Source organism: Sphingobium sp. L-44 (assembly GCF_056859495.1).
The window spans coordinates 1-3,966 of record NZ_JBSXOQ010000027.1; the positions used below are offsets into that span (position 1 = coordinate 1).

Annotated in this window: 4 protein-coding genes and 1 pseudogene; all 5 read right to left on the reverse strand. The window is 62.5% G+C overall.

The window, feature by feature from the left end:
- Window positions 1-339: transposase (locus AC13EK_RS01425; protein ID WP_483021989.1), on the reverse strand; the 339-nt coding region annotated here is incomplete at its 3' end.
- A 415-nt stretch (window positions 340-754) separates the two neighbouring features.
- Window positions 755-1,108 (reverse strand): hypothetical protein, encoded by a 354-nt coding sequence (locus AC13EK_RS01430; RefSeq protein ID WP_069338061.1) that lies wholly within the window; start codon window positions 1,106-1,108, stop codon window positions 755-757.
- Window positions 1,090-2,712 (reverse strand): annotated as a pseudogene (tnpC, locus tag AC13EK_RS01435) (IS66 family transposase). The gene AC13EK_RS01430 and the pseudogene tnpC overlap by 19 nt, the downstream one beginning before the upstream one ends.
- Window positions 2,713-2,786: 74 nt before the next feature.
- On the reverse strand, window positions 2,787-3,128 hold the full coding sequence (gene tnpB / locus AC13EK_RS01440; protein WP_268801847.1) for an IS66 family insertion sequence element accessory protein TnpB: 342 nt from the start codon (window positions 3,126-3,128) through the stop codon (window positions 2,787-2,789).
- Window positions 3,125-3,493: an IS66-like element accessory protein TnpA gene (gene tnpA, locus AC13EK_RS01445; protein WP_069338063.1), complete on the reverse strand. Its 369-nt coding sequence runs from the start codon at window positions 3,491-3,493 to the stop codon at window positions 3,125-3,127. The genes tnpB and tnpA overlap by 4 nt, the downstream gene beginning before the upstream one ends.
- Window positions 3,494-3,966: the final 473 nt, after the last annotated feature.

Consider the following 3,966-nt stretch of genomic DNA (forward strand, 5'->3'; position numbering starts at 1 on the left):
TGGGAACATCCCCTTTTTGAGCAGGCTTGCCGCCGTCCGGTGTGCTTTCAGGTGGGTCGCATCTATCATCAACTGGTCGGGCTTGCCGCCCTTCGCCGCGAGGGCCGCGAAGATCTTGTTGAACACGCCGAGCCGGCTCCATCGGATGAAGCGGTTGTAGATCGTCTTCGGCGGGCCATAATCGGCAGGCGCATCGCGCCACCGCAGGCCGTTCCTGATCACGAACATGATCCCGCTGATGATCCGACGGTCGTCCACCCGTGGCACCCCGTGCCATAGCGCAAAATATCGCTCGATCCGGCGCATCTGCGCCTGCGACAACCAGAGCAGCTCACTCATGACGACGTCTCCTCACGCCGTCATTGAATCAATCCTTCCCTATCACCGCAAGCGATTTAATAGGTCCTGAGCCTAGATTTTGGACCAGCGAATATTGGCGAACGAGGGGACTTGTACGAACCCGCTGTGCGGGAGTGACGCCTGGCCCCACGTCGGCCATCGATCTGATGCCGCACCATGATTTAGCCCCGCTAAGGGTCGGCAGACCATCGTGACTCCTTTCAAACAACGAGTCGAACGATGATCGAGATTATTTCCGACCTTCCAGTCAGTTCGTTGCGTCAGCGCATGATCGACGAGATGAACATGAGCCGGTTCGCGCGTAAGACCCAGAGTAAGCATCCGGTGAGAGCCGCAGGCGCTCAAGCAGTTTTGCGGTTTGGCCAAAGGAACGGTGCAGAACCGAGAATGAAACCTAGAAACGCGGCCTGGAGTGGTAATGCGACTTTGAAGCCGGGAATGCCAAGCACGAAGAATCCGTAAAAATTGCAGCGACGTCGGAGATCATAATCGCTACGGCAAGCGCCAGACCAACCCGAAGTTTGCCGAGCAGCAGCAGGCCTATAGTGGCCAGGTCGAGGAAGAGCAGCGCAGACCAGAATGCTTCCAACAGGGCCGGAGCCCAGTTGTAGGGCCGCGCGCCGTAGCTGAGAAAATCCCTGCCATGATTGAAAGCGCCAACGGCAAAGCATGCGACGTAGGCGCCAAGTACGGCTCTTTGCGTCAAGGAGTGCTTTCGAATGGTTTGGCTCAATGTTTCCAGTTCCATGGCAGCAGTTCGTCGATCCGGTTGACCGGATGCTCTGCGATGCGCGCAAGGACATCGGCCAGCCAGGCCTGCGGATCGACATCGTTAAGACGGGCGGTCTGGATCAGCGAGTAAAGCACGGCGGCGCGCTGTCCACCGCGATCGGAGCCGCAGAACAGTCAGGCCTTGCGCCCGAGGGGCACGCAGCGCAGCGCCCGTTCGGCCGCGTTGTTCGTGAGGCAGATCCGGCCATCGCCCAAGAACCGGGTGAAGGCATCCCAGCGCCGGAGCATGTAGTTTATCGCTTTGGCCAGATCGTGGCTGCGCGACAGCTTCGCTAGTTGGGCGGTGAGCCAGGCGTGCAGGTCCGTCATCAGCGGCGCGCTGAGTTCCTTCCGGACGGCGACACGCTCTTCGGGCACCTTGCCGTTGATGGCACGCTCGATCTCGAACAGGGCATCGAGGCGCTGCACGGCTTCCAGCGCGATCGGATAGATCATGCCGGTGCGCTCACCGCGGCTCTTCCTGCGCGCGGCATCCTCGACGTCGGCCAGTTCGAAGAACTTGCGCGGCGCGTGTGCGAAGCAGCCCGCTTCGATCACGGGTGCAGGCTGACGGTCGGGTGCGTAGAGCTCGTTATAGCCGCCATAGGCATCGGCCTGCAGAATCCCTGCCCAGGACGCCAGGTGCGCCCGAGGATTCTCGCTGCGCCGGTCGCGGGAATAGTGGAACAGGGCTGCGGGCGGGTCGCTGCCGGCGAAGGGCCGGTCATCGCGAACGTAGACCCACAAGCGCGCGGTATCAGTCTTACCCGTTGCCAGGATCGGCACGGTCGTATCGTCGCCGTGCAAGCGTCGGGCCGCAAGCACGTGAGCTTCGATCCGTCGATAGAGCGGCATCAGGGCGAAGGCCGCCGCGCCCACCTAGTCGGCCAGCGTCGAGGTGCTGAGCGCAACGCCTTCGCGGACGAAGCGCTCGGACTGGCGGTTGAGGGGCTGATGCTGGCCATACTTCTCGAACAGCAGCATGGCGAGGAAGCTGGGGCCGGCCCATCCGCGCGGCACGACATGGAACGGCGCCGGGGGCTGTGTGATCGTCTCGCAATCCCGGCACGAAAACTTCTCGCGGACCGTCTGGATCACCTTCCACTGGCGCGGGATCACCTCGAGAGTCTCGGTCACGTCCTCGCCCAGCTTCGACAGACGCGCGCCGCCGCAAGCCGGGCACGAACATGGCGCAGGAATGACGACGCGCTCGCGCCGGAGATGCTCAGGGAACGGCTTGCGGCTCGGCCGCTTGCGCGCAAAGACTGCAACATCGGCTGTCTTGGTCGCAGTGATTTTGGCGGCCAGGTCATCCTCGCAGGCATCGGCCTCGAGATCTTCCAACTGCAGCTCAAGTGGGTCGAGCAGGCGACGACTGCGCTCGGCACTGGCACCATATTGCTCGCGGCGCAGCTTGGCGATCTGCAGCTTGAGGTGGGCGATCATCGCCTCGGTCGCGCTCTCGCGGGCTCTGACATTGGCGAGGCGCGCTTCGGCATTGTCGGCGCGTTCAAGCGCGGCGGACAGCAACGCCTTGAGCGCTTCGACGTCGTCCGGGAGTGGCGATGCGGCCGTGTCCATGACGGGCATGGAATCTCAGATCGGCGCAGCGTTGAAGCCAAAAATGCCCCGGGGAAGCGAAGAAAGTGGCCGGTCTATCCGGCGCTCTCCGGGCGCCAGAAATACTGCGGGTTACGCCAGTCAATCCCCTCCAGCAGGCAGGACAATTGCGCGTTGTTCAGCGAGACGATCCCGTCCTTCGCCGATGGCCACACGAAGCGTCCCTTCTCGAGCCGCTTGGAATAGAGGGAGATACCGATCCCGTCGTGCCAAATGATCTTGATCAGCGATCCGGTCCGTCCGCGAAACACGAACAGGTCGCCTCCGTGCGGATCGCGCTTCAGACCCTGCTGGACTTGCAAGGCCAGCCCCTGCATCCCCTTGCGCATGTCCGTGTGCCCCATGGCGATCCATACCCGCGCGCCCGCTGGGATCACCGCAGCACCTTCAAGGTCGCGCTGACCAGTACGGCGGGCGCTCCGGCCGAAATGCGAACGAGCCGGCCTTCGCCCAGTTCGACGGTGATCACGGCACACCGATCACAGCCGTCCGACTTCTCTTCCTTGGCGAGGATCGCCTGGGCAAAGGTTGCCTCCATCATCGGAATGGGTGCCCCTTCGGCTTGTTCGCGTCGCAGATTCCGCCGCCAAGTGTAGATCAGGCTGGTCGATACGTCCCGCCGCCGGGCCACGTCCGCGACACATGCCCCCGGCGCGAAGGCTTCAGTCAGGATCTGGAACCGCTCCTCATCCCGCCATCGACGCCGCCGCTCCGGCCCCGTCATCACCGTGATCTGCCCCATGCTGCGCTCCTAAGCTCGCTCATACGAGCGGACAGTCTCCCGACCAACAACGCGTCGCAGATACGTCCAGTGGCCATTGTGTTGCGCAGGTGGCGACCAAATATCTGCAACACTTACCACAGCGTATCCGGCGCTTGGTCGTCCCGAAGCTGATATCCCCATAGCGCCTCTCTCGACGATCCGCGGGTCGTACATGTCAGGGTTTACGTACGCCTGCCCGCGCCCGAAACCCTTCGACATTCTGCTCGGTCTGGTTCTGAGCGCAAAGTTCAAGAAAGCAGACGCTCGCGCCGTACAGTTCGACCGCAGTTTGTTGGCCATTACGCCTCCCCATTGTTAGCGTCCGCGCTCGTGGTGTAATTTCCGGTGTAGATTGAGGTGATCGCATGGGGTTGGGCATGCCCAACCCCATGCGATTTCGAACTCGGTGGCCACCGGGCTCATCGGTAAGGTGGAGTTACCACACGTCACAC

Bases quoted from the DNA above. Each gene is read 5' to 3' on its own strand.
- AC13EK_RS01430 (WP_069338061.1), bottom strand. From the start codon at position 1,108: ATGGAACTGGAAACATTGAGCCAAACCATTCGAAAGCACTCCTTGACG.
- tnpA (WP_069338063.1), bottom strand. From the start codon at position 3,493: ATGGGGCAGATCACGGTGATGACGGGGCCGGAGCGGCGGCGTCGATGG.